Here is a 23999-nt window from a genome sequence, read left to right on the forward strand (position 1 = left end):
CCCTCGGAGCCCCCCGCCGCCGGAGCGGCGGCCGGAGCCGGAGCGGCCGCCGGAGCGACGGGCGCGGGGGCCGGGGCGACGGGCGCCGGAGCGGGCGCGGAACCGCCGCCCGCGACCTTCTCCCCCTGCGCGCCGATGTACGCGATGGGCGCGCCGACGGGGGCCGTCTGGTTCTCGCCGATCACGATCTGGATCAGGTAGCCGTCGTCGTAGGCCTCGATCTCGAGGTTGGACTTGTCCGTCTCCAGTTCGGCGATGGCCTCCCCGGAGGAGACCTTGTCCCCTACCTTCTTCAGCCACTTGACGATCTTCCCCTCCGTCATCGTCGGGGACAGGCTCGGCATCTGGATGGGCGTGGCCATACGGGTTCAGGCTCCCTGTCGGTACAGCGCCTTCTTGACGGCCGCGATGATCTTGGGCGCGTCCGGTTGGGTCGCGTTCTCCAGGTTCGCCGCGTACGACATGTTCACATCGAGTCCCGTCACGCGCTCCACCGGCGCGTCCAGGTCGTCGAAGGCCTTCGACTGGATGATGTCCACCACGGACGCGCCGATACCCGCCAGCGCCCAGCCCTCCTCGACGATGACCACGCGGTTCGTCTTGCGCACGCTGGCGAGGATGGCCTCCTCGTCCAGGGGACGCAGCGTGCGCAGGTCGAGCACCTCCGCGCTGATGCCCTCCTTCGCCAACTCCTCGGCCGCCTGCATGCAGAAGTAGTACATGCGGCTCCAGGTGATGATGGTGACGTCCGTGCCCTCGCGCTTGACGTCCGCCTTGCCCAGCGGGACCACGTACTCGCCCTCGGGGACCTCGCCCTTGAGCGCGTAGAGCCGCTCCCCCTCGAACATGATGACGGGGTTGTCGTCGCGGATGGCCGCCTTGAGCATGCCCTTGGCGTCCGCGGGCGTCGCCGGCGCGATGACCTTCAGGCCCGGGAAGTGCGCGTAGTTGGCCTCCAGCGCCTGGCTGTGCTGGCTGGACAGACGGCCGCCCGCGCCACCGGGGCCGCGGAAGACGATGGGGCAGCGCAGCTGGCCGCCGGACATGTGGCGCAGCTTCGCCGCGTTGTTGACGATCTGGTCCATCGCCAGGATGGCGAAGTTCCACGTCATCATCTCCACCACCGGACGCAGGCCCACCATGGCCGCGCCCACGCTCAGGCCGCCGAAGCCCAGCTCGGAGATGGGCGCGTCGATGATGCGCGCGCTCCCGAACCGGTCCAGCAGACCTTGCGACACCTTGAAGGCGCCGTTGTAGCGGCCGACCTCCTCGCCAATCAGGTAGACGTTGGCGTCGCGCTCCATCTCCTCGGCGAGCGCCTGGTTCAGGGCCTCGCGGTACATCAACTCGGGCATCGTCGGCTCCGACTCGGAATCAAGAAAGGGGTTGGACGGGGGGCGGGAGCGCTAGTGGCTCAGGCCCGCCTTCTTGTCGGCCAGCTCGGCCTGCGCACGGGGCTCCAGGTCCCACGTCACCTTCAGCTCCTGGCCGGTCGGGTACTTCGGCCAGTTCGTCACCTTGACGCCGAGCACGCGCTCGCGCGGGCGCACGTCCTCCTCGCCCGGCTCGACGATGGTGTCGCGCCACAGCTCCTCGAGGCTGGGCTCCGGGGACTCGTCCGCGAACTTCACCGCGGCGTCCACCAGCGCCTTCACTTCCTCGTCGATGCGCTCGAAGTCCGCGTCCACCGCCAGGCCCTGCTTCAGCGTGTAGTCGCGCAGCTTGGGAATGGGGTCGTTCTTGCGCTCCTCCTCCACCTCGCTCTTGCTGCGGTAGGTGGCGGGGTCCGCCATGGAGTGGCCACGGAAGCGGTACGTGTTCGCCTCCAGCAGCACCGGGCCCTTGCCCGCGCGGCACCACGCGGCGGCGTCCTTCACCGCCTCGTACATCGTCAGCACGTCCATGCCGTCCACCGGCTCGCCGCGCATGTCGTACGCGCTGGCGCGCTTGTAGATCTCCGGCACCGCGGACGTGCGGGCGATGGCCGTGCCCATGCCGTAGCGGTTGTTCTCGCAGATGTAGATGACCGGCAGCTTCCACTTCGACGCCATGTTGAACGTCTCGTGGAGGGCGCCCTGGTTGGCCGCCGCGTCGCCGAAGTAGCAGACCGTCACGCGGTCCTCGTTGCGGTAGCGGCTGGCGAAGGCCATGCCGGCGGCCAGCGGAATCTGCCCGCCGACGATGCCGTAGCCCCCGTAGAAGTGGTGCTCGATGTCGAAGACGTGCATCGAGCCTCCCTTGCCCTTGCTGTAGCCGGTCCCCCGGCCGAACAGCTCCGCCATCACCATGCCCGCGTCGCTGCCGCGCGCCAGGGGCTGGCCGTGGTCGCGGTAGGCGCTGAGCATGTAGTCGTCCGGACGGATGGCCTCGTTGGGACCCACCGCCACTGCCTCCTGGCCAATGTACAGGTGACAGAAGCCGGCGATCTTCCCCAGCGTGTACTGCTGGCCCGCGCGCTCCTCGAAACGGCGGATGAGGTACATCTTCCGGTACATCGTCAACAGCAGGTCTTTCGAGTACGGGCTGGCCACCGCGGGTGCCTCCATGCAGGCCGCCCCTCCTCTCCAGGGGCGGCGGACGCCGAGCGCCTCTTAGCGCGCGGCAGGGGGACTTCAAAGCCTTTCAAACCCTCTAGGACGCGCCGGACTCCTCAGGCGCGGTGCGTCAGGCAACGAGCGTGAAATGCGGCACGGTGATGATGCCGTCCAGCAGCGTGACGGGCCGACCGGAATGATCCGTCGCGAGATGAATGACGGTGGCATCCGGGAAGCGCCGACGGTAGTCGTTGGCGTGGGTGGGCTCGTTGTCGAAGGCGGCCACCACGGTGCCCAGCCGGCCCAGCCGCGCGTGGGCCTCTCGCTTGAAGGCGTCGTCGTCCTCCTTCAGCGTGGGCTTCATGATGAGGAGCACCTGCGAGTCGTCCGGCGTCACCAGTCCGTGGCGTTGCATGCACCCGACGGAGCCCTCGCGCATGCCCTCGTGGCGGCCGGTGACGTAGACGACCCTCGCCCCCGTGGTCACCACCGCGTGCGTGAAGGCGGCGGCCCCCTCGATGGCCCCGTCGTCCACGCAGTACTCGTTGGTGAAGAAGCGCTCGGCCCAGAAGCGGCGGGCCTCCGGGAAGTGCGCCTCCACCTGTCCCGCGTCCAGCCCGCACGCACGCATCGCGTCGCGCATGTCCCAGCCGGAGGACCAGTGGTCCGGCCCGCAGGCCGCCAGCAGCGGCACGGCGTGGGCCTCGCCGTATTCCCGGAGGATGCGGGCCTGGCGGTGGCGGTTGTCGAAGAGGGTGGAGTCCAGGTCGAACGCCAGGACGGCCTGCGAGCCGAGCGAGCGGGCCCGCGCCAGGATGGCGTTCAGGCTGTCGCGCCAGTCGTCGCGGATGCGCTTCTTGAAGTCTTCGTGGGACATGGGCGCGGCGAAGACTACCCGCGCCCGCCGGTCGATGCCGCCGAAACCGTCCGCCTCAGGCGGCCGACTGCCAGGGCATGGGCCCGGGAGGCATGCCCTGCGCGGATTCCGAGAAGCGCAGCATGCGCTGGATGCCGTTGCGGTCCAGGACCAGGCGCACCAACTGGACGGACTCCTGGCGCCGGTCCGTCTCCTCCTCCAGCACCGTGAAGCGGAACACCACGTCCACCGGATAGCGCTTGGCGCCCCGGATGTGCCCCACGGACAGGTCCGCCAGGTCCACGTACTCCAGCGCCAGCTCCGGCTCGTCCATGTCCCGCAGGAACCGCCCCACGTTGAGCCGCAGGATGTCCGTCACGCCGGACAGGCCCCGCTCCGAGCGCGGCAGCAGGCGCGCGTCCAGGTCGATGTTCTTGCGGTAGCGGATGACCGTCTCCGACACCTCCCCCTGCGACACCGTGAGGAGGTCGTCCTGGTGCCGCAGCGCGGCCACCGAGTCGGGCACCTTGGGGTTGTAGTCCACGCGCTCCTCGCACGTGCCGATGGTGCGCCCCGTCACCGGGTCCACCAGGTCCGCCGTGCGGTCGGAGAGGTGCGTGGCCGCGACCCGGCTGAGCAGCCGCCGCAGGCCCTCCTTGATGCGGTCCTTCATCATGTAGCCGACGACCGCGATGAGGAAGAAGTTGAGGCTCACCTGCGTGAAGCGGATCTGCGCCCACAGCGCCACCGCGGTCGCGAACGCCATGGCGATGCCCGCCGCCAGCGCGAAGAGGATCTCCTCCCAGCCCTGCCGCTTCTGCCGCCGCCGCGACGACAGGAACAGCACGTTCATGCAGAACTTCTTCAGCGCGCCCAGCCGCTGGATGTACTCCTCGTTGTCGCCCGTGGGGCTGAGCACGCTGCGCAGCCGGTGCTCCTTGCGGTAGGCCTCCTCGCGCAGCACCGCCTCCATCAACCCCTTGCGCAGCCCCAGCCAGGGCTCGCCGCGCGGCAGCGCCTTCATGTCCGCCACCGCCCGCCGGAAGCCGTTCTCCACCAGCAGGCTGACGTACTCGTCCACCAGCCGCAGCGACGCGCGCGACTTCTCCTGCAGCCGCAGGTCGCCCACCGCGCGCAGCCAGGTGCGGAAGCGCTCCATCACCTGCGTGACGCCCTTCTGCATCGCGAGGACGTCCGCCTCCAGCGTCGAGCAGGCCTCCATCGGCGGCGTCACCGGCCCCTCGCACCGTGTCTCCACGCCCGTCGCGAAGCGGCGCAGCGCCCCGCGCAGCACGCACGACAACAGCTTCGCCTGGTAGACGACGTCGCGCTCCGCGCCCAGCCCCGTGCGCAGCCACGCCTCCAGCCACACCAGCGGCGACGTGTCCGACGTGAGCAGCTCCTCCACGCCCATCACCGGCGTCTTGAAGCGCACGTAGTTGTGGATGTCCGCGTAGAAGTCCGCGCGCGGGTACGTCTCCGCGTCGATGTTCAGGCTCCCCGGGAGGAACAAGTGCGCCTCCACGAGGTAGCGCGTCTCGTCCGCCCCCGAGGGCTGGTACTCGAGCTTGATCTCGAACTGCTTCCGGTCGTGGACCTCGAAGCGGCTTTGCAGTGGTGCGGATCCCTGGGACACGGCTCCACTCTACGTCACAACGCCGTCACGGGGGAGTGACGCCCCCGTGACGTCGGACGGTCCACAGGGGTATCAGCCCCCGGTGCCGGTCCTGGGCGCCTGCTCCGCCACGGCGACCTGCGGGGGCGCCACCGGCTGCCCCTTGGGCTGCGGCTTGGCGTTCCAGACTCGTGTGGCCAGCAACAATCCCGCGAACGACAGAGGGAGCATCGCGAGGGGCCAGTTGCCCCAGTTGTTGGGGTCCTTGGCGGCCTCCTTCGCCGGGAGGATGGAACCCAGCAGGATGGCCTGGACCGAGGTCCCGCCGTAGACGGCACAATCGATGATGCCCACGGCGAGGCCCGCGTTCTTCTTCCCGCCGAAGTCCATGCTCGCGGTGCCGGACAACATGCCGTGCACGCCGATGACACACAGGGACATGAAGATGACCGTCCAGCCCAGCGCCGGGCTGTTGAGCAGGAACAGCGTGGCGACCGCGCCCACGGACATGCCCGCGTAGAGCACCGCGGACACGGGACCTCGACGCGAGTCGAAGAGCCGGTCGCTGATGACGCCGGCGAACATGCCTCCGGTGATGCCCGCCACGCACAACAGCATGCCCCAGTTGGCCGCGACGAACGTGTCCCCCTGCCCCGTCGCCTTCATGAACTTGGGGTACCACTGCATGATGGCGTTGCGCATGAAGCCGCTGCAGAACTCCACCAGCATGATGATGATGATCGCGCGGTTCGTAATCATCTTCACGAACACGGACCAGATGCTCGCGGTACCCGTGTCGCCGCTGGACGCGTCCGCCGTGTCGAAGTCCGGGTGGCCCGTCTGGCTGGGCGTGTCGCGGATGACGAAGTAGTCCAGCACCACGAAGGCCGCGAGGATGGCCGCGGGTACGAAGAACACCCAGTACGTGGGCGCAGCGTTGCTGATGAAGCGGCTCCAGTCGTAGGCGAAGTAGACGCCCAGCGAGATGAGGATGCCGAACACGCCGCCCAACTGGCCGCGCTCCCGCACGTGGAACCAGGACGCGTTCACCTTGACGATGGAGACCGCGCCGAAGCTCTGGAAGTACATGTTGATGGCGTAGAGCACGGACAGCGTCACCACGAGGCCGCCGGGCGGAACCCAGCCATCGGTCAGCACCTTGTAGACGACGACGCCCATCAACACGTTGGCCACCGACGAGCCCGCAGCCGAAAGGAGGATCGTCTTGCGACCTCCCAGCCGGTCCGTCAGCGGACCATTCAGGAAGAAGGAGGCCCCGTAGACGATCGTGCCCCAGGAGAAGATGGTGCCGAAGTCCGCGTTGGAGCTGAGGGCCTTCATCGCGCTGGTGGCTTCGTTGAGGTTGTAGCGCCCCATGTAGAGGAACGCGTACGTCATCCCCAGCGGGAACCAGTTGAAGAAGCGCCGGCGCCGGAACGCGTCGGTGTGACCCAGCTCGACCTTCGGCAGGCGCGCCAGCACGAGCGAGATGGCGCCCAGGAGGATGAGGATGGGCAACAGGTTGGCCAGCCACGGCGGCAGCGACGACATGCAGCGAACCTCGTCAGTGGAGAACGAAACCGCCGCGCACCCTACCCTGGCGCGCGGCCCGGCGGAACCCCGCGTCCACCCACGTCACCTCGGCTTCACCTTCACCCCTGACGGGCGAGCAGCCGCGTGAGCGCGACCTCCGTCTTCGCGTCCGGGATGTCGCCGCGACGGCACGCGTCCAACACCTCCCCGAGCGGGCGCCAATGCAACAACGTCCCCTCCTCCAATGGCGAGCCGTCTCCCTCCGGCTCCTCCTGCGTCACCGCCGTCACGTCCACCGCGGCCGGGAACACCTTCTCGGAGAGGATGCCCGGCGCGAGGAAGAACGCCCCGCCCAACAACTGGATGTCCTCCGGCCGCACCGGATACCCGGCCTCCTCGCGCACCTCCTCCGCCGCGCGCCGCTTGAGGCCCTCCTCCCCCTTGTCCTCCGGCTCCAGCAGCCCCGCGACGATCTCCTCCACCCGCAGGTAGCCCGCCGCCGGGTCCGGCACCGTCATCGCGTCGCGCTGGTCTTTCCGGAAGTACGCCGCGGGCCGCAGGTTCATCCGCGTCAGCACCTCCAATCCCGCCGCACCGCGTCGATAAACGAGCACCGCCACCGCGTCCAACCGGGGCCGATCCACCACGTCCACTCGATAGACGGGAGAGGAGGATCCGTCCGCGCGCCGGTTGCGGCACCTGAGGCGCTTCACCCGCAAGAAGCCCTCGTCGCAACGCGCCGTAGACGAGAAATCCTCGATGATCTCGATGTCAGTCACACTGGAATGGCTTTGACGCATGTCTTCAGTCTCTCATGGAGTAGGCTGCCCACGCTGAGCGAGTAGGGAATGCCATGGCGGCGTTGCTTGCCCACCAGTGTCCGATCCTCTACCTTGCGCGCGCTTAACTTCTGCCGTCCTACCGGAACACGGAATTTCCTGATGCGTCGCCTTCTGCTCGGCCTCATCTGCGCCCTGGCCTCTGCCTCGTGCATGCCAGTGGTGGAAGGCCAGGATTACAACCTCGAGGGGCAGGAGGTGCGGCTGACGCTCCTCCATACCTCCGACATCCACTCCCGCCTCATCCCCTACGACTTCGCTCCGCTGAAGACGGACCAGGACCTGGGGCTGGTCCCCGAGGCCGGCCCGTTCGGCGGCGCCACCCGGATCGCCGCGATCCTCAAGCGCGAGCGCGAGAAGGGTGAGCGCGTGCTGCACCTGGACTCGGGTGACTGCTTCCAGGGCGCGCCCATCTTCAACCTCAACACGGGTGAGGCGGAGTTCCGCTTCCTGTCCCAGGCGCGCCTGGACGCGGCGGTGGTGGGCAACCACGAGTTCGACGCGGGCGCGCTCAACTTCACCGAGCAGGCCAAGCGCTACGCCTCCTTCCCCCTGCTGGCCGCCAACTACCAGTGGAACGACTGGCGGCAGAACGGCAGCAACGAGACGGCGCTGGAGACCTCGCCGTACACCATCCGCAACATCAAGGGTGTGCGGGTGGGCGTCATCGGCATGGCCAACATCTCCTCGCTCAACTCCATCGTCGAGGGCGGCAACAGCCTGCAAGCCACGCCGCTGGAGCAGAACGAGGTCGTGCGCGCCTACGTCGCCCTGCTGCGCCCGGTGACGGACCTCATCGTCATCGTCAGCCACCTGGGCCTCACCGAGGACCAGGACGTCATCCAGGGCTACGAGGCCTATTACGAGTACGGCCGCGCGCGCTCCTTCATCCGCCGGGCGAACAGCCCGTGGCAGGTGCTCGAGTGGTTCGGCCCGGAGGGCGAGGAGAACTCCGTCGTCCGCGTGTTCATCCCCGGCGTGTCCGGCGTGGACGTCATCCTCGGCGGCCACCTGCACGTGGTGCTCAACCCGCCCCAGCTGCTCAACGACCCCAGCGGCCGCAAGGTCGTGCTCGCCCACTCCGGCGCCTTCGCCAAGTACGTGGGCCGGCTCGAGCTGGTCGTGAAGATGCCCGACCACAAGGGCGAGGGTGAGGGCGGCGAGGTCATCAGCCAGGACTACCGCGTGTTCCCGGTGGACGGCCTGTGGTGCAACGACGCCATGCGGAAGTACCGCTACGACTCGTCCATCTTCTGGGAGGACGGCCAGTTCATCTCCACCCCCTCGGTGCGCGCGGCCATCGACGCGTGCAAGACGCAGGAGGACCGGATGACCACGCAGCTGCTCCAGCCGTACATCATCGGCATGGACATGCGGCTGCAGCTCACCAACATCTTCGCCTACGCCCCCACGGACGTGGCGCGCCGCAACAACTCCACGGGTGGTGACTCGCCGCTGGGCAACATCGCCGCGGACTCCATGCGCAAGCGCCGCCGCGTCGAGGCGCAGATGGCGCTCACCAACTCGCTGGGCATCCGCGACAACCTCTACGCGGGCGTCGTGTCCCAGGAGTCGATGTTCAACGTGTTCCCGTTCGAGAACACCATCAACATCATGTACCTCTCCGGCAAGGAGATGCAGGAGATGTTCGACTTCGTGGCCGAGCGCTCCAGCGAGCGCGGCTGCGTGAGCCAGGCGCAGGTCTCCGGCGCGAAGTTCACCATGGACTGCGCCCAGGTGCAGCTCAACGACCTGCGCATCCCCTGCAAGCGTCCGCTCGCCGGCGCGGACTGCCCCGCGGAGAACCGCGAGGGCCACGCGGCCTGGCAGTGCATCGAGGACGAGTCCACCGCCCCCGGCGAGGGCCGCTGCTACGCCAACCCGGGCACGGACATCGAGATCGGCGGCAAGCCGCTCAACCCGTTCGGCACCTACCGCGTCGCGGTGAACGACTACATCGCCAAGGGCGGCTCGGGCTTCAACGTGCTCAAGCGCAACACCACGCGCCAGGAGACGGGTATCTCCCTGCGCGACTCGCTCATCGGCTACATGCAGGACTTCTGCACCTGCGACGACATCAACGCCGGCTACGCCACGCGCGGCAACAAGGCGGACGGCCAGCGCTGCGGCAGCCTCGTCAACGGCCAGTGGGTGGTCAACGAGCGCCTGCAGGCGGCCTGCCGCGAGATGCAGGACTACGAGAACGAGCTGAGCGCGCAGGTGGGTAGCTGCAGCTGCGGCGACCTGCTGCGCAACGGCTTCGACGCCAGCAAGTGCGGCGTCGCGCTCACCACGCCGGAGCAGGCCCGGGCGGCCTGCATCGCGGCCAAGCCGGTGGGTCAGTGCACCTGCGCGGACCTCGCCTCGCGGGGCTACAACCCGGCGGGCTGCGACATCCCCGGCGTCTCCACCGTGGCGGAGGCCCAGGCGGCCTGCGCCGAGTCCCCGGGCCCGTACACCGGCCGTTGCGGCTGCCGTGAAGTGCTCGCCGGGACCAACCCGACGTGCGGCACGGTGACGCAGCAGCTGCGCAACTTCTGCTCGAATCCGTCGGCGACGCCCATCGCCGATGCCGTGGAAGACGGCCGCATCGGCCGGAGGGTGAAGTGATGAAGCGACTGTTGCTGCTCTCGGCCCTCGCGATGGCCGGCTGTTACACCAAGGAGACCGAGCCGCCGTCCGGCGTGGGCTCCTTCCAGGTGACGGTGAAGGGATTCTACGCCGCGGACTCCAACCCGCGCGCCCAGCTCCCGGTGGTGGCGGCCTGCGCCGCGCGCTACGGGTCGCAGGGACAGGTGCCCCTGGAGGTGCGTGGTACGCAGGAGTGCCGTCTGGCCCTGCCCCGCGCGCCCGTGGACATCGACATGGAGGTCGTCGCGCTCGACGTGAACGGCCAGGTGATGGGGGACTTCAACAACCCCGTCTCCTTCCGCACCGTGCCGGGCAACCTCACCGGCGCGTACCGCTACCGCTGGTCCCAGCTCAACCAGGGCCAGGGCACCGGCACCGTGCGCAGCGGCCAGTTGTACGGCGAGGTCCACGTCTGGGTGGAGGACGAGCCCGTCGAGGTCGACTACTCGAACGGCGAGGTCATCGCGGGGGAGCTGCCGCAGGAGCCCGCCCACCGCAGCTACGCCACCGGCCTGTCGCGCTCCATCTTCTTCGAGGAGCCCACCATCGCCACGGTGCAGGTGCCGCAGAACGGTGACCAGCTCACCGCGTACAACGGCACGTTCATGCGCATCGGCGTCAACCCCGAGGCGGGCGCGGTGCTCAAGCAGAACTGCGACGTGGACGACCCGAACCACGACCAGCCGGTGACGCTGCTGGTGACGGGCACGGACCCGGGCGGCTTCTACGTCACGGACCTGACCGCCTGCCGCATCAAGGAAGGGTCGATCAGCGGCGGCAACACCCAGACGGCGGAGCCCAGCGGCTACTACCCGGGCCGCTTCAACTCCATCTACATCTACAACTACTCCTTCCCGGAGGGGTTGGATCCGGGCGACCTGCTGTGGACCATCGCGGGCTCCGTGCAGGAGTTCACCGCCACCACGCAGCTGACCTTCCCCTCGTGGAGCATCCGCGAGAAGGTCCGCCTGCTGCCCCAGGCCGAGTGGAACAAGTACCTGGCGCTGGCGCCGCCGGTGGAGATCAACGGCCGGCTGTGTGGCTACAGCGCGTCGCCGTACGTCACCGACCCGCTGTGCGGCTACAGCTACGGCAACTACAAGATGGAGAGCCTGGAGTCGTCGCTGGTGAAGGTGCGCCGGGTGAAGTTCCCCCGCGTCTTCAAGAACTGCGACGCCAACGGCAACAACTCCGTCCCCTTCTTCTGCCCGGACACGCGCAGCGGGACGTTCGGCGCCTGCGGCACGGACAACCCCTCCGACCCGGACGTGCCGGAGCGGCAGTGCAACATCGACTGCACGCTGGGCGTGGGCCAGTTCGCCAACCAGGTCTGCGCGGAGAAGAACACCTACGACAGCTTCGGCCAGTTCGTGGTGGAGATGAACCCGCCGGGCCTGGCCGCCGCGGGGTTGGATGCGTCGGTGCCCGCGCGGCTCCAGGCCATCGCCGCGGTGCCCCCGGTCTCCCCCGCCACCGAGGCGTGGACGCGCTCCGCCAACGGCTTCTCCACGGGCGTGACGGTGGCGCTGTCGTGCGACAAGGCGGTGAACGTGCGCTTCGGCGGCACCACCCTCCCCGCCGAGGGGACCACGGAGCTGGCGGCGCTCACGCGGCTGGACCACGCGATGCTCGCGGGCGAGTCCTACGTCTGGGTCTCCGGCAAGGACACCACCACCCAGGCCAACTGCAGCGTTTCGCAGCACCCGCGCAGCCGCATCAACGTGGTGATGAAGGACGCGGTGCCGGACCTCGTCGTCAACTGCAACGAGCAGGACGCGGACGCGGACCGGGCCCTCCAGTGCAAGCACATGCACGAGGCCACGTTCGACGTCACCGGCCACATGCGTCACGTCAGCGCGGCGCGGCCCCGCTGGGTGGTGCAGCCCCGAGACCAGGACGACGTGTGCTGCTACCCGGGTCCGAGCGGTGCGTGCCCGCGTCCCATCAAGCCTTGCGTGAATCCGTAACCAACTTTTTGAAAGAACTCGCTTCCCGGTGACCCCGGGACGCAGGGAGGAGCGATCCCGAGCGGGCCGCTCCGTGGAGAGGGAACTTGAAAACGCTGCAGACGCTGGCCCTGACCGGGCTTATCTCCTTGAGTGCGCCCGCTTGGGCCGGTGACTTCGTTGACACGCGCCTGTCGTTCGTCTTCGCGGACGACAACGTGCTCGCGGGTTCGGGTGAGACGACGCCCAACAGCCCGAACGCACGCTTCGGAGCGGGCAACCAGAACACCCAGTTCTACGACAACTTCAACACCCGCTTCTCCGGCTTCGAGTCGCTGTCGAACGTGGTGCTCTACAAGAAGGCCCCCGCCTTCTTCGAGGGGCTCACGACCGAGGCCGCCCTGACGCTGCTGATGCTGGAGCGTCCCAACGGTGGCGTGGCCATCCAGGACAACTCCAGCTACATCCGCCTCAACTACCAGCCGCCGGGCTGGGGTGAGAAGGAAGGCATCTCGCTGGTCGGCTTCCCGGTGTCCGCGGACCGCTTCCGTCTGGGCTACGCGTACCGCATCTCCTGGGGCGGCAGCGGCGTGTTCACCACGCGCTCCACCGCGAACGGCGTGCCGGGCGCGAAGCTGCAGATCACGCGCGACAAGTGGTACGCGTACATCGGCGGCAAGACGGCGCTGGTGCAGAACGAGCTCATCCTCGAGGAGGAGACGCTCTACGGTGTGATGGCGGGCGCGGGCTGGGACATCCTGGACACGCTGCGCGTCGAGGCCGGCGGCGGCTACTTCCAGAAGGGCCTGGTGCCGGGCCTCGCCACGCTCGGCGTCGAGGCGCCGGTGAACGCGGCGGGTCTGTCCGCGCAGGTCGTCTACCACGTGGGCGTGCCCGTCGGCACGAGCGTGGACTTCCGCCTGTACAAGAACGACCCGGAAATCTACCAGCGCTTCTTCGCGCCGGAGCAGTACCCGGGTGGCCTCTCCTACTCCGTCTCGCTCGAGGGCAGCTACCTGTCCCAGACGCTGGAGAAGCCGGACGAGTTCGGCGCGACCAAGCCCCAGGGCGCCACGGCCGTGGCGCTCCAGGCCCGCGCGAAGTTCGACTTCCTGCGCCTCAGCCTGCTCGGCCTGTACCGCAGCCTGTCTTTCATCCAGTTCGAGGTGCCGGGCTTCCCGCCGTTCCAGGACTTCCCGGAGGGCACGAAGCTGAACCCGGAGATGTTCCTGGCGCTGGGCGCGGACTACCACTTCCCCGCCATGCACTTCACGCCGGGCTTCATCGTCGGCGTGCAGCGTCCGGCGTCGTTCCGCAGCCCCACCACCATCCTGGGCGGCAACAACCCGCCGGACAACCTGGTCGGCACCCGCACCGTGGTGGTGCGTGACGTCAACCAGTTGAGCATCCTGCCGGAGACGTGCGGTGGCTCGGGCGCGTGCGAGGCGGAGCCCATCTACTCCGCCAAGGCGACGTTCCGCTGGGACCTGTCCGACTCCGTCGCCGCGGTGGGCGAGGTCTACTACACGTACGACACCAACCGGACCACGTTCCGCGACGACGTGACGGGCATCGCCCAGCCCACGTTCGAGAAGCCGCACGCGCTGGGCTTCAACACGCTGCTCCAGGCCCGCTTCTAGTCGACGCTCCACGTCACTCGTGACGTGGCCCGCGGCCCGGTCCCTCCCCAGGGGCCGGGCCGTTTGCGTTGCGGGCCCGCCAGGGACGGCATTCCGGGTGTGACGGCCCCGTGGGAGCACCGGACCGACCTGCCACCGCCGGGGAGCGGTGGCTCTCCCCTCCTCGAGGCGCCGAGAGGCCCCCGTCCTGGAGCCGGCCCTCTCGCCGCCCCGGTCGCCGCGCTGGCCACGGGCCGCGCCCCCTTCGTGGGGCTGGACCGCGGGCATCAGGCGGACGTCATCCGCACCACCTCGTCGAACGCGGTGAGCCCCTGGGCCAGCTTGCGAACGGCCGCCTCGCGCAGGGTGCGCATGCCCCCTCGCCGGGCCGTGTCCACGAGCGCCGAATAGGGCGCCTCGCGGGCAATCAGGTCGCGCAGCTCCCCGTTCGTCGTCACGATTTCGAAGACGCCCGTGCGGCCCACGTAGCCGGTGCCCCGGCAGCGCACGCAGCCGGCGCCCTGGAGCAGCCGGACCCCGCTCGGCAGCAGCGGCAACGGTGCCTGGAGCGCGAGCAGCTCGTCCGGCGTCAGCGTCGTCTCCTGCGCGCAATGACTGCACACCCGGCGGAGCAGGCGTTGGGCCATGACGCCGAGCAGGCTTTGGGCGAGCAGGAAGGACGGCACCCCCAGGTCCCGCATGCGCGCCACCGCCCCCAGCGCGTCGTTGGTGTGCAGCGTGGAGAGCACGAGGTGGCCCGTGAGCGCGGACTGAATGGCGTTCTCCGCCGTCTCCGGGTCGCGAATCTCGCCCACCATGATGACGTCGGGGTCCTGGCGGAGGATGTGCCGCAGCGCCCCCGCGAAGTCGAGCCCCACCTTGGGCTGCACCTGCACCTGGTTGAAGGCGTCCCACACCATTTCGATGGGGTCTTCGATGGTCGTCACGTTGACGTCCGGCCCGGCGAGCGCCTTGAGCGCGGAGTAGAGCGTCGTCGTCTTGCCGCTGCCCGTGGGGCCGGTGACGAGGATGAGGCCGTGTGGCTGGTCGATCCACGACTCGAAGGCGCCCTTCTCGTCCGGCTCGAAGCCGAGCTGGGCGATGTCCTGCACCAGCGTCTCCGGGTCGAAGATGCGGATGACCACCTTCTCGCCGAAGGCGGTGGGCAGCGTGCTGACACGCAGCTCCACCTCGCGCCCGTCGCGCTCCGTCTTGATGCGTCCGTCCTGCGGCTTGCGCTTCTCCGAGATGTCGATGCGGGCCAGCATCTTCACGCGCGAGACGATGGGCGGATGCACCGGCGCCGGCAGCGTGTACACCGGGTGCAGCACACCGTCGATGCGCAGGCGCACCACGCTCGTCGAGCGCTTGGGCTCGATGTGGATATCCGACGCGCGGTTGTCGAAGGCGTAGCGCAGCAGGTAGTCCACCGCCTGCACCACGGGCCGGTCGGACGCCTCCAGCTCCTGCGTGTTGCTGAGCGAGACCAACTGCTCGAAGTTGGAGATGGGCGCGTTGGCCCCACCGAAGTCGTCCGCCGCGGCCGCCAGCGTCTTCTTGAAGCCGTAGATGTCCGCGATGGACTTGAGGATGTCCGTCTTCGCGCACAGCACCGGCTCCACCGGCAGGCCCGTCAGCCGGTGGAAGCTCTCGAAGAGCTCACGGTCGAACGGGTTGGCCACCGCCACCAGCAGCCGCCCCTGCGCGGTGCGCTCCAGCGGCAGCAACACGTGCTTCTGCGCGTAGGGCCGCGACACGATGCGCGTGGCCAGCGTCATGTCCAGCTTGAGCGGGTCGATCTTCCGGTAGGTGACGCCCGCCGCGCGCGCGGCGACCTCCGTCACGCGGTCCTCGTCCAACACGCCCCGGCCGTTGGCCAGGGGGACCTGGAAGACCGCCACCACCTCCACCGGGGACACGTCATAGCGGGCCGCGTCCTTGCCCGCGGTCGCCGTCTGGGACTTGAGGACCCGCGCCCGCGCGGCGGACTCCCGCGAGAGCACGTCCTGGGCCTGCTGGGGTGAGAGCAGGCCCTGGCCGACGAGCGCCTCCAACACGAAGAGGGTGGTGAAGTCGTCCCGGCTCCTCGCCGGCCCACCGCTCATGGGGCTCAGTCCTTGTGCCACGTCCGTCTCCTTCCAGCCCACCACAGCAACATCGTCACTCCACCGAAGAACGCCGCCGACGCGGGAGCGCCCTGGCAACCGCAGCCCCCGGGGCCCCCCGTGGTGGGCGCCTTCGTGCCCGCGTCCGGGACGGGCGGCGGCGTCGTGCCGCCGTCGTTGCACAACGCGCACGACCCGGCGTCCGGCTTCGCCTCCGGATCGTAGCAGCTCCCTCCGCTCCCACAGAGCATGCCGGGCGCGCAGTCCTGGTTGGACAGACAGGCCGGCAGGCAGGCCGCGGTGCCCGTCGCCACCGCCGCGCAGCGCAGCGTCGAGTCGCAGGTGCCGGCGGTGCAGTCCCTCACGCACGCCCGCTCGCCCTCCTTGTTGACCGTCTGGCACGTCGTCCCGGAGGGGCAGAAGCACGCGGCCACCGAGCACGTCTGCGCGCACACGCCCTGCGTGCCACCCTCGGCGAAGAGGCAGGACTGGTTGGTGCCGCACTGCGCGTCCGCGGTGCACGCATCGCCAATCTGGCGGCCCACCGTGCCACGCGCCACGCAGACCCGGTCGCAGTTGCGGCACACCGTGTCGCCGTCACAGTCCGCGTTGCCCGCGCAGCTGGGGACACACATGTCGCCCTCCGGCATCGGAGAGCAGGAGTAGCCGGGCCGGCAGTCGCCGGTGCCCGACGCGCACGTCTTCAGGCAGATGCGGCCCTGGCCCGGGACGTCCGTGCACTCCGCGCCCGTGGGACAGGTGCCGGGACCAGCGCAGTTCTCCGTGCAATAGCCCTTGTCCCAGTCGTTGAACTCCGTGCTCCCCGACGGCAACTGCGTGGGCAGGATGCAGCGCCCCAGCGCCGAGCCACACGAGCGGGCCGACGCGTCGCACGCCTTGCCCACGGGCGTGACGCTGTTGGGCGCGGCAGGCAAGCACGCCCGGGAGGAGCCGCTCACCAGCGTGGAGGCGCGGCACACGTAGGGCGCCGGACATTCGCCGTCGGTGGTCCCGGTGCACCCCTTGGCACAGACGCGCACCGGGCGGCCCGTCACGGTGGACTCGGTCGTCACGCACGTCAGGCCACTGCCGCACGTCGTGGTGCAGGGCGAGCCGACGGCGCCCGTCTGCGGATAGAAGCGGCACAGCGCCGTGCGGTCGTAGGAGGCGATGGCGCGCCGGGACTCCCCGGGCTTGAGGTTGAGCGCCATCACCGCGTCCAGCGCCTCGATGGTGTCGCCCAGGCCCAGGCAATGCCCCACCTCGTGGGTCAACACGCTCTGCAGGTCCATGGTCCCCGCGGGCGTGGGCGTCAGCGTCGACCAGCGGAAGTCGCTCGACACGCCGTTGAGGTAGATGTCGCACTGGTACACATAGCCGTTGAACGTCAACGGCCGGGCGGCCCCGGCGCGCTCGCCGCCGTTGAGCGTGTCCAGGTAGCGAGGGTCGCTGCGGTCCGTCACCCAGATGGGGACGACGTTGAAGGCGTCGAAGGGGTCCGCCACGTCCACCATGGGCGAGCCATTGGTGGCGACGCCCGCGTCGGCGACCTGGAACGTGGGCCACGCGCAGTCCACGTCCTGCCAGGCCTTGAACGCGGCGGCCGTCGCCGAGCGGACCAGCGCCAGGTCATTGCCAGCGGGCTGCGCGCTGCGGCCATCCACGTAGTAGATGAACGGATCATCCGGCGTGGCGAGGACCCGGTGCCCCAGGTCCTTGTAGTAATCGCCGCTCTGCGCCGCGGCCGTGGTGGCGGTGGCCACCAGGAACAGACCGAGAGTCACCGCGCACCGCTGAAATCCCCGCGTCATCGAAGGTCCCTTCACGTCGGCTCGGGCGCGACCACGCGGACGTGGCCCGGGCGCCGAGGGAAGGGACAGTCTAGCCGCGAACCGCTCGGACCGTCGCATCCACCAGCGACTCCGGCGTGGGCCGCTCCGCCACCGCGGTGGCGGGGATGCCGAGCTGCTCGAGCGCGGTCGCCGTCGTCGGGCCGATGGCCACCACCCGCGCGGCGCCCAACCGCTCACGGCCCGCGGCCTCCAGGAAGGCCTCCGCGGTGCGCGGCGAGGCGAACACCGCCACGTCCGGCGGCGAGGACTCCAGCGCCTCCAGGGCCTCCGGCGGCAGCGGCGTGGGCGTGGAGCGGTACGCCGTCACGCGCGTGACGAGCACGCCCGCCTCGCGCAGCGAGTCCTCCAGCTCGCGCCTGCCCTCCTCGGCGGCGGGCAGCAACACCTCGTCGCCAGACTGGAGCCCGTCCTTCATCAGCTCGAAGAGCGCGGCCCCCGTGCCCTCCTCGGGCTCGGCGGCCACGTCGAAGCCATGCCCCTTCACGGCGCGCGCCGTGCGGGGCCCCACCGCCGCCAGCTTCAACCGGGACAGGCGGTTCACCGTCCCCGCCTCGCGCAGCGCCTCCATGAGCGCGTCGACGGCGGAGGGGCTGGCGAACACCACCCAGCGGTAGCGCTGGATGTGCTCCGCGGCGGAGGCCAGGGGACGCGGGTCCTCCGGCGGACGCAGCTCCATCAGCGGGAGACCGAGGACCTCGGCCCCCTCGTCCTCCAGGAGGAAACACAGCTCCTCGGCCCGCTCACGCGGGCGAGTCACCAAGACTCGGATGCCTTCCAGTCGCCGTTCCACGCGCGCGGCACTCTAGGGCGCTTGTGCGCCGGGGCGGCGAGCGAAATCGCGGAGGATTTCCGCCGCGCCCCGCGACAGGAGGTCGTCCGCGAGCGACTCGCCCAACGCGTGCGCCCGCGCCACGGGGCCGCGCACCTCGCCCCGCACCACGCGTATCCCATCCGGACGGCCCACGAGTCCGCGCAGGTACACCTCGCCCCCCGACACCGTGGCGTGCCCGGCGAGCGGCACCGTGCAGCCGCCCTCGAGCTTCGCCAGCAGCGCGCGCTCGGCCGTGACGGCGATGCGGGTGGTGGCGTCCTCCAGCGGCGCGAGCAGCCCGCGCACGCGCGCGTCGTCGCCCCGGCACTGGATGGCCAGCACGCCCTGCCCCACCGCGGGGAGGCTCACCTCCGTCGGGAGGACCTCCGTGATGACGCCCTCCAGCCCCAGGCGCTTGAGCCCCGCGTACGCCAGCACCGCGCCCGCGAGTCCCAGCTCCTTCGTCCGCTGCAGTCGCGTCTGCACGTTGCCGCGCAGGCTGACGATCTCCAGGTCCGGCCGGCGCGAGCGCAGGATGCAGCTGCGGCGCAGCGAGGACGTGCCCACGCGCGCGCCCGGCGCCAGCGTGTCCAGCGTCTGACCCGCGGTGCCACAGAAGGCGTCACGCGGGTCCTCGCGGGGAGGCACCGCCGCGAGCACCAGGCCCTCCGGCAGCTCGGACGTCATGTCCTTGAGGCTGTGCACGGCCAGGTCCGCGCGGCCGTCGATGAGCGCCTGTTCGATCTCCTTCACGAACAGGCCCTTGCCCCCCACCGCGGACAGCGGCGCGGACAGGAAGCGGTCTCCCTCGGTGGTCATCTCCACCAGGGACACCTCCAACCCCGGATGGTGTGACATCAGGAGCGCGCCCACGTGGCGCGCCTGCCACAGCGCCAGCGGGCTCTGTCGGGTGGCGATACGCACGACGCTCATCGCTTGGCCCCCGTGGCGGCCTGCGGCGCCAGGTCCTCCGACAGGCCCGCGGCGACCTGCGCCTCCTGCTCGATGAGGCCGAACAGTTCGGCGGCGGCGCCGGCCAGCCGGTTGCCCTCGCCCTCCGGTCCCACGGCGCGCAGCCGCGCGGTGGGCTCGTGCAACAGCTTGTTCACGATGGCGCGCCCCATGGCCTCGATGCTCTTGCGCTGCTTGTCGGAGAGCCCGTCGCCGAGCGAGGCGAGGGTGCGGTCCACCTCCGCCTTCGCGATGGCCTCCGCGCGCTGACGCAGCCGCGCCAGCACCGGCATTCCCTCGCGCAGGGCGCGCTCCTTGACGAAGCGCGCCACCTCCTGCGCCACCAGCACCCCTGCCTTGTGCGCCTCCTCGGCGCGGGCCGCGGCGTTGTCCGCCACGAACTTCTGGATGTCGTCCACGTCGTACGCGTGCACCCACTCGAGCGTGCCCACGCCCGGGTCGATGTCGCGCGGTACCGCCAGGTCCACCATGAACAGGGGCCTTCCCTTGCGCGCCTTCCCCACGGCGCCCACGTTCTCCCGCGTGAAGAGCGGCACGGGCGAGGCGGTGCTGCACACCACCACGTCCGCCGCCGTCAACAGCGAGAACAATTCCTCGAAGGGCCGGGGCGTCCCGCCCACCTCCGCCGCCAACGCCTCCGCGCGGGCCAGCGTGCGGTTGGTGATGAACAGCTTCGTCGCGCCCGCCTGTTGCAGGTGCCGCGCCGCCAGCTCGCCCATCTCCCCCGCGCCCACCACCAGCACCGTCTTGCCCTTCAGCCCGTCGAACACCTTGCTGGCCAGCTGCACGGCCGCGGAGGCCATGGACGTGGCCGCGCGACCGATGGCCGTCTCCGTGCGCACGCGCTTGGCGCAGCCGAACGCCGCCGCGCACGCGCGCGTCAGCTCGCCACGCACCGCGCCCGCGCCCTGCCCCCGCTCGAAGGCGTCCTTCACCTGGCCCAAGATCTGCGCCTCGCCCAGCACCATGGAGTCCAGGCTGGAGGCCACGCGGAACAGGTGCACGAGGGCCGCCTCGCCCCGGTGCTCGTACAGGTGGTCGCGCGCCTCGGCGCCGCCCAGCGACTGCAGCTCCTCCACCACGCGGTCGCGCGCGGCCATCGCGTCCGGCGCGGACAGGTACACCTCCACGCGGTTGCAGGTGGACACCCAGAGCACCTCCACCGGTGACTGCGCCAGGCGCTGGAGCACCTCCACCTGTCGGGTGTCGGAGAGCGCGAGCCGCTCACGCACCCCCAGGGGCGCCGTCCGGTGTGACAATCCGATGCAGACGAGCTCCATGGTCAGGGCATCCTCATGACGGCCGCGGCGCTCGACGCGGGTTCATACGAGGTCAGGAAGGAGACCAACACCAGGCAGAACCCCGCCATGGTCAACAGCGCCACGCGGCGACCGCGCCACCCGGCGAAGATGCGCGCGTTCACCAGCGCGGCGAACACCGCCCACGCCACCACCGTGGCGATGGACTTGCCATCCCACGCCCACCCGCGCGTGGTGGTGACGAAGAACGCGCCGGTGGCCAGGGTGATGGACAGCGCGATGAACCCCCACACCACCAACCGGCGGTTGAGGGTGTCCAGGAACTCGAGCGACGGCAGCCGCGAGAACAACAGCCCGAAGCGCTTGGCGCGCACCTGCCGCTCCATCAGCAGGTACATGACGCCCACCCCCGCGGCCACCGCGAACGCCGCCAGCCCCAGCAGGGCCAGGGTGATGTGCAGCGGCAGCAGCGGCTGTCGCACCCCGGGGGGCAGCGGGGACTGGCCCCCGTGCATCAACAGCCCCGGCAGCAGCACCGCCACCGCCAGCGGCGTGAGGAACGCGCCGATGACCGGCCGGCGGTAGCGCACGTCCAGCGCCAGGAAGATGGCGAGCAGCAGGAAGGCCAGCGTGGAGAACCCCTGCGCCATGCCCACCGGGCGCCCCGCCTGCACGTCCAGGAGCTCGAAGAGCGCGACGCCGTGCAGCACCAGCCCGCCGCCCACCAGCACGCGCCCCGCCATGGCCAACGCCTCCGACTGGCGGACGAGGTAGGCGAGGTACACCACGGCGGCGATGCCGTACGCGTGACAGGCGAGCGAAACGAGCGAGTGGCTCATGGGGTCGGGCACATAACCGCGGATGACGGGCGAATCAGCCCATCTTGTTGAGGAGGAAGGCAGCCAACAGGTCGGTCTCCGAATCCGGCTTCTTGCCCGCCACGCCTTCGGGGCGGGGCACGCCCGCAGGGACGTCCGTCACATACCCCGGAACGACCTCGTAGGCCGTCTCCCCCACCAGGACCGAGTCGGCCATCTGCTCGGCCCCCAGCCGGGAGAGCTGCTCCTCGGTCTTCACCCGGGCCACCAGCCCATGGGTGTCCTCACCCGTCACGAGTTGCACGAAATGCACGGCCGGAGAGACGGAGAAGGTCGTGCCCCCCTCCGCCATCACCACCAGCTTGCCGTCGCGCACGTCCGCTTTGTCGGCCAGGGCCCACTCCTCGAGCTGGGCCTGGGGCAGGAAGAGCTTCGTCACCCCTCCAGCCTACACCAGCCGCCAGGGGCCGGGGGACCTGTTCGGGAATCCGCGCGAAACCCCCGACACCTGTCCGCATCTTTCCGGGCAGAACGGCTGATGAACCACCGGTTCTTGCAGGCCCACGGGGCGCGTACTACACGACCCGCCGTGCAGGCCGGAGAGGGCCCCAAGGAGACACCATGGCAGGCGACCACGTGACGAATGTCGGAGATGGCGACTTCAACCAGGAGGTGCTGGAATCCTCCAAGCCGGTGCTGGTGGATTTCTGGGCGACCTGGTGCGCGCCGTGCCGCGCCATCGCCCCGTCCATCGACGCGCTGGCCAGCCAGTACGGCGACCAGGTGAAGTTCACCAAGCTCAACATCGACGACAACCAGGACACGCCCCAGCAGTATGGCATCCGCTCCATCCCCACCCTGCTCGTCTTCAAGGGCGGCAAGGTCGTGGAGCAGATCGTCGGCGCGGTCCCGAAGTCGCGCATCGAGGACGCCATCAAGAAGGCGCTGTAGGCAGCACCCGCTTCGCGCGTCCGGCTCGCGCGCACGACAGGCCCCCAGGCCTTGCGTGCGCCGCGGCCCGGCGCGGGACGCGGCGGCCCGGTGATTCACGCGCAAGGATTGCGCGACCCGCGCCCGTCCCCTTTCCGGACACACGTGGAACACCCCGCCGCCTCGCGCGGGCTCGTTGTCTCCCGGACACCAATGCGACTGGGTTGCACCCGTTTCCCGATGCCACGTCGCGGTGTCATGCCACGTCGCGGTGTTGCGTCCGGCTCGGGCGTGCGTGCGTTCGACATCCCCCGCTCCCCCAACGATTCCGACCGTCGCGGACAAATCCACCGCACCGGCGTTGCACTGTCCAGCGCGGCTACGGGAACCACGTATCCCTTTGCAGCCTTGTCATCAATTTGCCGCGAAGGTTTGCGAGTCATGAGAGACCCGCCTAGCTTGTATTGACAGCATTGACATCCACCGCCAAATAGGCACATTGGAAGTCTTGTTTGGTTTGACTGTTTTCACATGGAGTATTCATGGCACGGCCGCGTAAGGAGTTGTCGAAAGTCCCGTTGACCCCCGCGTTGGTGAATTGGGCGGAGGCGCTGGGAGACGCCATCGGGCGGGGCGTCCTCCGGGCGATGAATCAAGGCATTCCCTCGGTGGGCGGCACCAACGCCATCTCGGCGAACCGCCGTCGAGGCCGTCCGCCCAAGGCGCTGGTGGGCAATATCGTCGCCGCGGACCGGCGCTGCACGGTGCCGGACTGCATGCGCGAGCTGCGCTCCAAGGGTCTGTGTTCCGCGCACTACCAGGCGGAGCGCCGCCGGCTGCTGGCCGGAGGCAAGCCCGCCTGAGACAAGATGTCACGGTGACGCCCACGGCCCTGGGCGAGCCGGTCTTCCCGTCTTACTTCCCCTGCCAGGGGTTCGCTTCGGTGCCCGTCGCCTTGAGCAGCTCCCAGGCAGACAGCACATCCACCACGCGCTCCAATTCGTTGGGTAGTGAACGCGCCCGCTGGGACTTCAGGTATTCCTCCGCGAAGGCCCTCAGCCGCGCCCCCACGAACAGCCTCGCCAGCGCGACCTCCGTCTGACCGCTGAAGTCGAGGAAGCGGATGCCGAAACCGCTGCGTCCACCGGGGCCATCTCCGCGCTCCTCGCGCACGATCTGCGCGCGGGCCAGCACCGGCGCCGCGCCGGACTCCAAGGAGAAGCGCACCCCCAGCACCGTGCCCAGCGGCAGGTAGAAGGTGCTGCCCAGGAAGGCGCCGCTGACGCTGACGTTGACGGACGAGAGGCTCGCCGCGAAGCGCCGCGCCCCGTCCTCGTCGTCCACCCAGACGTCGAAGCGCGTGGACAACTGCGCGCGAGGGAACTCCCGGTGCTCCGGCTCCCCCTGGTTCATCTCGATGAGGGGCGCCAGCGCCGCGACGCTCGCGCGGGCCTCCTCGCGCTCCGGCTCGGGCCGCCGCACCACCACCGGCGCCGCCGGCTTCAGCTCCCTGGCCGCGGCCACGTCCGCCACACGGACACTCCCGCTGCCCTTCTGCCCACCCTTCCTCTGCATGACTGACCTCCACCGGCCCGAGAGGGACTCGCCCTCCCCCCGGAATTGGTGGGGTCGTTCATACACCAGCGCAGGGCGGTCGCCGAGCACCTCACGGCGGTCC

Annotated in this window: 20 protein-coding genes; 5 read left to right on the forward strand and 15 right to left on the reverse strand. The window is 69.9% G+C overall.

Going from position 1 to position 23999, the window contains the following annotated elements; translation table 11 throughout:
* The 7 genes from LZ198_RS30155 to LZ198_RS30185 form a co-directional block, all read right to left on the reverse strand.
* The coding region (locus LZ198_RS30155) for a biotin/lipoyl-containing protein (RefSeq protein WP_323383048.1) at positions 1–362 on the reverse strand (362 nt) is incomplete at its 3' end.
* Between the two features lie 6 nt (positions 363–368).
* On the reverse strand, positions 369–1355 hold the full coding sequence (locus LZ198_RS30160; RefSeq protein ID WP_253975562.1) for a pyruvate dehydrogenase complex E1 component subunit beta: 987 nt from the start codon (positions 1353–1355) through the stop codon (positions 369–371).
* 51 nt (positions 1356–1406) lie between these two features.
* The gene (gene pdhA, locus LZ198_RS30165; protein ID WP_253975641.1) at positions 1407–2531 is read right to left on the reverse strand and encodes a pyruvate dehydrogenase (acetyl-transferring) E1 component subunit alpha; all 1125 of its coding nucleotides are present in this window, start codon (positions 2529–2531) and stop codon (positions 1407–1409) included.
* A 133-nt stretch (positions 2532–2664) separates the two neighbouring features.
* On the reverse strand, positions 2665–3411 hold the full coding sequence (locus LZ198_RS30170; RefSeq protein ID WP_253975563.1) for an HAD family hydrolase: 747 nt from the start codon (positions 3409–3411) through the stop codon (positions 2665–2667).
* Between the two features lie 55 nt (positions 3412–3466).
* Positions 3467–5026: a hypothetical protein gene (locus LZ198_RS30175; RefSeq protein WP_253975564.1), complete on the reverse strand. Its 1560-nt coding sequence runs from the start codon at positions 5024–5026 to the stop codon at positions 3467–3469.
* A 72-nt stretch (positions 5027–5098) separates the two neighbouring features.
* Positions 5099–6556 carry an MFS transporter gene (locus LZ198_RS30180; protein WP_253975565.1) on the reverse strand — a complete coding sequence of 486 codons (1458 nt, stop codon included), beginning with the start codon at positions 6554–6556 and terminating at the stop codon, positions 5099–5101.
* A 101-nt stretch (positions 6557–6657) separates the two neighbouring features.
* Positions 6658–7338, reverse strand: a complete 681-nt coding sequence (locus LZ198_RS30185; protein ID WP_253975566.1) for an NUDIX hydrolase — start codon at positions 7336–7338, stop codon at positions 6658–6660.
* A 141-nt stretch (positions 7339–7479) separates the two neighbouring features.
* Between LZ198_RS30185 and LZ198_RS30190 the strand changes: the two genes are divergently transcribed.
* The 3 genes from LZ198_RS30190 (at position 7480) to LZ198_RS30200 (ending at position 13594) form a co-directional block, all read left to right on the forward strand.
* Positions 7480–9987, forward strand: a complete 2508-nt coding sequence (locus tag LZ198_RS30190; RefSeq protein WP_253975567.1) for a bifunctional metallophosphatase/5'-nucleotidase — start codon at positions 7480–7482, stop codon at positions 9985–9987.
* Positions 9987–11975, forward strand: coding sequence for a hypothetical protein (locus LZ198_RS30195; protein WP_253975568.1), 1989 nt, complete (start codon positions 9987–9989; stop codon positions 11973–11975). The genes LZ198_RS30190 and LZ198_RS30195 overlap by 1 nt, the downstream gene beginning before the upstream one ends.
* Before the next feature lie 86 nt (positions 11976–12061).
* A complete protein-coding gene (locus tag LZ198_RS30200; protein ID WP_253975569.1) occupies positions 12062–13594 on the forward strand; it encodes a hypothetical protein in 1533 nt (510 codons plus the stop codon).
* Between the two features lie 266 nt (positions 13595–13860).
* Here LZ198_RS30200 and LZ198_RS30205 read toward each other — a convergent pair whose 3' ends face one another.
* From LZ198_RS30205 to LZ198_RS30235, 7 genes are all read right to left on the reverse strand, one after another.
* Positions 13861–15678 (reverse strand): GspE/PulE family protein, encoded by a 1818-nt coding sequence (locus LZ198_RS30205; protein ID WP_253975642.1) that lies wholly within the window; start codon positions 15676–15678, stop codon positions 13861–13863.
* A 5-nt stretch (positions 15679–15683) separates the two neighbouring features.
* Positions 15684–17462 carry a zinc metalloprotease gene (locus LZ198_RS30210; protein WP_253975570.1) on the reverse strand — a complete coding sequence of 593 codons (1779 nt, stop codon included), beginning with the start codon at positions 17460–17462 and terminating at the stop codon, positions 15684–15686.
* Between the two features lie 97 nt (positions 17463–17559).
* A complete protein-coding gene (locus tag LZ198_RS30215) occupies positions 17560–18291 on the reverse strand; it encodes a uroporphyrinogen-III synthase (RefSeq protein WP_256560043.1) in 732 nt (243 codons plus the stop codon).
* Positions 18292–18333: 42 nt separating this feature from the next.
* On the reverse strand, positions 18334–19275 hold the full coding sequence (gene hemC, locus LZ198_RS30220; protein WP_253975572.1) for a hydroxymethylbilane synthase: 942 nt from the start codon (positions 19273–19275) through the stop codon (positions 18334–18336).
* A complete protein-coding gene (hemA, locus tag LZ198_RS30225; protein ID WP_253975573.1) occupies positions 19272–20594 on the reverse strand; it encodes a glutamyl-tRNA reductase in 1323 nt (440 codons plus the stop codon). Before hemA ends, hemC begins: the two co-directional genes overlap by 4 nt.
* Positions 20595–20596: 2 nt before the next feature.
* Positions 20597–21412: a cytochrome C assembly family protein gene (locus LZ198_RS30230; protein WP_253975574.1), complete on the reverse strand. Its 816-nt coding sequence runs from the start codon at positions 21410–21412 to the stop codon at positions 20597–20599.
* 34 nt (positions 21413–21446) lie between these two features.
* The gene (locus tag LZ198_RS30235; RefSeq protein WP_253975575.1) at positions 21447–21830 is read right to left on the reverse strand and encodes a hypothetical protein; all 384 of its coding nucleotides are present in this window, start codon (positions 21828–21830) and stop codon (positions 21447–21449) included.
* 182 nt (positions 21831–22012) lie between these two features.
* On the opposite strand from LZ198_RS30235, the gene trxA reads away from it, so the two are divergent.
* Together trxA and LZ198_RS30245 are read left to right on the forward strand one after the other, a co-directional pair.
* A complete protein-coding gene (trxA, locus tag LZ198_RS30240) occupies positions 22013–22342 on the forward strand; it encodes a thioredoxin (RefSeq protein WP_253975576.1) in 330 nt (109 codons plus the stop codon).
* Positions 22343–22863: 521 nt separating this feature from the next.
* The gene (locus LZ198_RS30245) at positions 22864–23184 is read left to right on the forward strand and encodes a hypothetical protein (protein WP_253975577.1); all 321 of its coding nucleotides are present in this window, start codon (positions 22864–22866) and stop codon (positions 23182–23184) included.
* Between the two features lie 52 nt (positions 23185–23236).
* Here LZ198_RS30245 and LZ198_RS30250 read toward each other — a convergent pair whose 3' ends face one another.
* Positions 23237–23896 (reverse strand): PilZ domain-containing protein, encoded by a 660-nt coding sequence (locus tag LZ198_RS30250; RefSeq protein ID WP_253975578.1) that lies wholly within the window; start codon positions 23894–23896, stop codon positions 23237–23239.
* Between the last annotated feature and the right edge of the window lie 103 nt (positions 23897–23999).

The sequence above is a fragment of the Myxococcus dinghuensis genome (assembly GCF_024198235.1).
GTDB classification, from domain to species: domain Bacteria; phylum Myxococcota; class Myxococcia; order Myxococcales; family Myxococcaceae; genus Myxococcus; species Myxococcus dinghuensis.

Excerpts from the sequence above, each read along its gene's own strand:
- LZ198_RS30160 (WP_253975562.1), bottom strand. The coding sequence starts at position 1,355 with ATGCCCGAGTTGATGTACCGCGAGGCCCTGAACCAGGCGCTCGCCGAG.
- LZ198_RS30170 (WP_253975563.1), bottom strand. The coding sequence starts at position 3,411 with ATGTCCCACGAAGACTTCAAGAAGCGCATCCGCGACGACTGGCGCGAC.
- LZ198_RS30180 (WP_253975565.1), bottom strand. The coding sequence starts at position 6,556 with ATGTCGTCGCTGCCGCCGTGGCTGGCCAACCTGTTGCCCATCCTCATC.
- LZ198_RS30185 (WP_253975566.1), bottom strand. The coding sequence starts at position 7,338 with ATGCGTCAAAGCCATTCCAGTGTGACTGACATCGAGATCATCGAGGAT.
- LZ198_RS30190 (WP_253975567.1), top strand. The coding sequence starts at position 7,480 with ATGCGTCGCCTTCTGCTCGGCCTCATCTGCGCCCTGGCCTCTGCCTCG.
- LZ198_RS30195 (WP_253975568.1), top strand. The coding sequence starts at position 9,987 with ATGAAGCGACTGTTGCTGCTCTCGGCCCTCGCGATGGCCGGCTGTTAC.
- LZ198_RS30205 (WP_253975642.1), bottom strand. The coding sequence starts at position 15,678 with ATGAGCGGTGGGCCGGCGAGGAGCCGGGACGACTTCACCACCCTCTTC.
- hemC (WP_253975572.1), bottom strand. The coding sequence starts at position 19,275 with ATGAGCGTCGTGCGTATCGCCACCCGACAGAGCCCGCTGGCGCTGTGG.
- hemA (WP_253975573.1), bottom strand. The coding sequence starts at position 20,594 with ATGGAGCTCGTCTGCATCGGATTGTCACACCGGACGGCGCCCCTGGGG.
- LZ198_RS30230 (WP_253975574.1), bottom strand. The coding sequence starts at position 21,412 with ATGAGCCACTCGCTCGTTTCGCTCGCCTGTCACGCGTACGGCATCGCC.
- trxA (WP_253975576.1), top strand. The coding sequence starts at position 22,013 with ATGGCAGGCGACCACGTGACGAATGTCGGAGATGGCGACTTCAACCAG.
- LZ198_RS30245 (WP_253975577.1), top strand. The coding sequence starts at position 22,864 with ATGGCACGGCCGCGTAAGGAGTTGTCGAAAGTCCCGTTGACCCCCGCG.
- LZ198_RS30250 (WP_253975578.1), bottom strand. The coding sequence starts at position 23,896 with ATGCAGAGGAAGGGTGGGCAGAAGGGCAGCGGGAGTGTCCGTGTGGCG.